A 3,423-nucleotide genomic window follows, 5' to 3' on the forward strand; every position below is an offset into this window, starting at 1 on the left:
CGCCGGCCACTTCCGCACTTCGGTGTGGAAAGGGCTGGAGATCATCGAGGGCCTACGCGGCCACGTCTCCGGGCTAGGCGTGCCGACCTACGTGGTCGACGGCCTGCACGGCGCGGGCAAGATTCCGCTGATGCCGAACTACCTCGTCTCGGCCAGCGAGAACGCCGTGATCCTGCGCAACTGTGATCTTGTTGGAAGGGGGAGGGCCTGCTGTTCCGCTACGCTCCTGAAGACAAGGACGGCGGCGAGCAGAGCCACTATCCCTCGTTGGGCGTCAGCGGTCTTCTTGGCGGCCAATCTGGCCCCTTGATCCCCGTCGGCAACCGCCGCATGGCCCGCCGCGAAGAGCACGAGGCCGACTCTGACTCCCTCTCCCACCGGGGGAGAGCTGGGGTGGGGGTGGCCGAAGTCGAGTCGAACGGCAACGGCCACCACAACGGCAACGGTCACGCCAACGGCAGCGATGACTCCCTCTCCCTCCTGGAGAGGGCCGGGGTGAGGGCGGCGAAGCCGAAGAACGGGCATGCCAAGCTCAACGGCAACGGCCACGCCAATGGGAACGGCAAGTCCCTCTCCCTCGGAGAGAGGGCTGGGGTGAGGGCGGATGGCAACGCCACCTTCCCCACCTTGCCGATCATCGATCGGCTCTCCTGAACCTGTTCGCCAATTTGCAACGAAGGCGCCGCGGGCCGGCCTCAAATCCGGCCCGCGGTTTTGTTTATCGTAGCAGGCACACTCCGTGTGCCGACGCCACGTCCCAACGGAGGATAGCCTTCCCAGGCCTTCCCAGGCCGTCTCGGATGCCATGTGTCCAGCGCTTTGCTAGAATCGTTGGTGTCGCAAAAGCCGCGAGGAAGCTATCGTCATGCCCGACCGCATCTATATCGAAACCACAATCGTGAGCTACCTGGCCGCACGGCCCAGCCGCGACGTGGTGATTGCCGGTCATCAGCAGACGACGCACGAATGGTGGGACACTCGGCGAGAAAGTTACGAACTGTGTGTCTCCGAAGTCGTGTTGGAGGAAGCGGCACTCGGCGACCCGCAGGCGGCTCAAGACCGGCTTGAGCTCCTGAACGACATGACGCTCCTGCCAATCGCGCCCGAAGCACTGCCGTTGGCTGAGGCGTTGGTTCAAGCAGGCGCCTTACCGGAACAGGCCGCCCACGATGCGCTGCATATTGCCGTCTCAGCCGTGAACGGAATACCATATCTGTTGACGTGGAACTGCCGGCACCTGGCGAATGCGACGATGCGGCCCATCATCGAACCGGTCTGCGCAGCAAAGGGGTTTAAGGCGCCGATTATCTGCACGCCCGAAGAACTCTTGGGAGCAAAGCCATGAACGATCCTATTGTCGACGAGGTTTGGAGAATCAAGAACGAGTTGGCCGCTCGCTTCAACTACGACCTGAAAGCCATCTACGACCACCTGAAGCAACGCGAGAAGGAGCGGGAAGAAAAAACTGGCCGCAAGTTCGTCTCCTACCCTCCACGCCGCGTTGAGCCGCCCTCAGCGCCACAGCCGAGCACACCGGCGGCGCCGGTTCCCGCGAACACGACATTACCGGACGCAACCCCAGCCGCTGAGCATTAGGGCCGCAAGCCGCCGATATGCGAGATCGACCATGGTGAAGCGCAGCGACATTCGATTCAGCCAACTCCAGGCATTTCTCGAATGGCTCGGCGTTTCGCGAACTCACGACAAGCGGGCCTGGCGTTTCGAGCACGAGCGATCGGGAACGATTTTCGTCTTCCGCCGCTATCGCCGAGCCGAACGCGTATTCATGCCTAGCCTATTTGGCATCCGCTGGCAGCTCGACGGCCACGGCATGGTGCCTGACCAAGCGTTGGATTGAGTCGTCGATGACGACGCGCGCGTGAGGGAGCTGCGCCGTCGTAGGCTCAGCCCCGTCGTAGGCTCAGCGCCGTCGTAGGCTCAGCGCCGTCGAGTGGGCGATTCGCCCAGACGAGCCAGCAGCGGGCAGAGCATCGTCAGTGTCGGCTCGTCGGCGCTTTGCAGTAGATCGTCGAAGAGTGCTTTCGCCCGGTTGCGAAGAGTTGCGAGCGAGTCGGGCTGCCCGCCAAGGGGCAACAGGTCATGAGCCGTCGTTCCCAGTGCCCCCGCAAGCCTGCCCAATAGATCGATGCCAGGGGCGGCGGCACCACTTTCGAGCTTCCAAACGTAGCTGACGGCGACATGCGCCTGGCGAGCCAGCTCGACTTGCGTCATCCCACGAGAGGAGCGAACTTGGCGCAGCCGGGCGGCGAATTGCTCGACAATCTGGGCATGCTTGATGGTGGTCTTGCGCTTGGCCATGGCTCCCCCGTTGGGTTTTCGAGAAAACCGGCCAGCAAGCACTACTCGCTATTGAGGGTATTGACACTCACTATTTGATAGCTAGACTAGCAGAACGGCTTGCGGCGCCGTCGCCAGCCTTCTTGGCAGGCGGCCCAACTCGCCACGAGCGGTTGCATTTCACCAACTTGGCGTTTGTTTGCAAAGGAGGCTCGCGATGGGTCGTGCGTGCTTGGCTGGACTGCTTGTGGCAATATTTTTGGCGAGCTCGTTCGCGTGTGGGGCGGCACGCGCCCACGGCGGGCGCTGCAGCTATGGCGAGTGGCAGCGGAAGAAGCCGGGCTGCTACATGAAAAAGATGACGCTGCCCGGAGGCGGAGCTCGGTACCTGTGGTTCTTTGAACGCGACCGGGAATGGATGTACGTCTTCAATCCCTACGAGCCGCGACGTTGGACGGCGCGGTACCCGACGAAACTCAACGCGCAGTGCGATGAACCTGAAGTCGCCGCGGAGATGTGTCGCGAAGGCCAGGATCCGGTCCAAGCCGAATGGCAGCCTCCCGCTGCGCCCGGGGTTCCGCTAGAAGCGGAGAACCTGGAAGGCCAAATGGTGCCCGTCGATGCGCCGAATCCGCGCGACTTGCCGCGGGGCATTTAGCGTCGGCGCGGAGCCGCACGTCCCGCGACAGCGGCTGGCGAGTCGCGCTGGATCCCCCGGCGGTCCCAATCGCCGCCAAAAGCCCGCCCTGTTGCCCTCAGGTCTTTGCGACCGCGTTCGGCCCGATAGACCTCGAAATCATCGGGATAATCGAGTATGAGAGACGAATCACCGACCAATCGTGGAGACTCCGCCACTCTGGCCGTCGAGAGGTTTAGCTCGGGCGATGACCCGGGCCGCGTTACGATTGTGCCCGTGACAGGCGAGCCTGAGCTTAATCTCGTCGGAAGGCTGCGCTACGCGGTCACCGTAGAGGAGATGGGGCTAAGTTCAAGTTTCGCGGTTTCCGGACATAGTTCGAGCCGGCCGTCGCGTTGGGTGCGGCGGCAAAACAGCAGTCGTTGAGCCGTAATTCGCGAGACAGAGCTCGCGTCGGCTTGGTCAGCCCGCGTGGCTGATAAATTCGA

At 62.9% G+C, this 3,423-nt stretch carries 7 protein-coding genes; 6 read left to right on the plus strand and 1 reads right to left on the minus strand.

Annotation, left to right across the window (positions count from 1 at the left end; translation table 11 throughout):
* The 5 genes from VNH11_07870 to VNH11_07890 all read left to right on the plus strand — a co-directional run.
* Positions 1 to 310, plus strand: a 310-nt coding sequence (locus VNH11_07870; GenBank protein ID HVA46275.1) for a hypothetical protein, incomplete at its 5' end; no start/stop codon positions are given.
* A gap of 20 nt (positions 311 to 330) precedes the next feature.
* Positions 331 to 654, plus strand: coding sequence for a hypothetical protein (locus VNH11_07875; GenBank protein HVA46276.1), 324 nt, complete (start codon positions 331 to 333; stop codon positions 652 to 654).
* Positions 655 to 865: 211 nt separating this feature from the next.
* On the plus strand, positions 866 to 1,345 hold the full coding sequence (locus VNH11_07880) for a type II toxin-antitoxin system VapC family toxin (GenBank protein ID HVA46277.1): 480 nt from the start codon (positions 866 to 868) through the stop codon (positions 1,343 to 1,345).
* The gene (locus VNH11_07885; protein HVA46278.1) at positions 1,342 to 1,596 is read left to right on the plus strand and encodes a hypothetical protein; all 255 of its coding nucleotides are present in this window, start codon (positions 1,342 to 1,344) and stop codon (positions 1,594 to 1,596) included. Before VNH11_07880 ends, VNH11_07885 begins: the two co-directional genes overlap by 4 nt.
* A 31-nt stretch (positions 1,597 to 1,627) precedes the next feature.
* On the plus strand, positions 1,628 to 1,858 hold the full coding sequence (locus VNH11_07890; protein ID HVA46279.1) for a hypothetical protein: 231 nt from the start codon (positions 1,628 to 1,630) through the stop codon (positions 1,856 to 1,858).
* A gap of 80 nt (positions 1,859 to 1,938) precedes the next feature.
* On the opposite strand, the gene VNH11_07895 is transcribed toward VNH11_07890, so the two are convergent.
* Positions 1,939 to 2,319, minus strand: a complete 381-nt coding sequence (locus VNH11_07895; protein ID HVA46280.1) for a helix-turn-helix transcriptional regulator — start codon at positions 2,317 to 2,319, stop codon at positions 1,939 to 1,941.
* 328 nt (positions 2,320 to 2,647) lie between these two features.
* Here VNH11_07895 and VNH11_07900 point away from each other — a divergent pair, with 328 nt between their 5' ends.
* Entirely contained in the window at positions 2,648 to 2,956 is a 309-nt protein-coding gene (locus tag VNH11_07900; GenBank protein HVA46281.1) for a hypothetical protein, read from the plus strand.
* The last annotated feature ends 467 nt before the right edge of the window (positions 2,957 to 3,423 follow it).

It is taken from the genome of Pirellulales bacterium, from assembly GCA_035533075.1.
Classification (GTDB): Bacteria; Planctomycetota; Planctomycetia; order Pirellulales; family JAICIG01; genus DASSFG01.

What these genes read in the sequence shown, in the direction of transcription:
- VNH11_07885 (HVA46278.1), top strand. Translation starts at nt 1,342, where the DNA reads ATGAACGATCCTATTGTCGACGAGGTTTGGAGAATCAAGAACGAGTTG.
- VNH11_07880 (HVA46277.1), top strand. Translation starts at nt 866, where the DNA reads ATGCCCGACCGCATCTATATCGAAACCACAATCGTGAGCTACCTGGCC.
- VNH11_07895 (HVA46280.1), bottom strand. Translation starts at nt 2,319, where the DNA reads ATGGCCAAGCGCAAGACCACCATCAAGCATGCCCAGATTGTCGAGCAA.
- VNH11_07900 (HVA46281.1), top strand. Translation starts at nt 2,648, where the DNA reads ATGAAAAAGATGACGCTGCCCGGAGGCGGAGCTCGGTACCTGTGGTTC.
- VNH11_07875 (HVA46276.1), top strand. Translation starts at nt 331, where the DNA reads ATGGCCCGCCGCGAAGAGCACGAGGCCGACTCTGACTCCCTCTCCCAC.
- VNH11_07890 (HVA46279.1), top strand. Translation starts at nt 1,628, where the DNA reads ATGGTGAAGCGCAGCGACATTCGATTCAGCCAACTCCAGGCATTTCTC.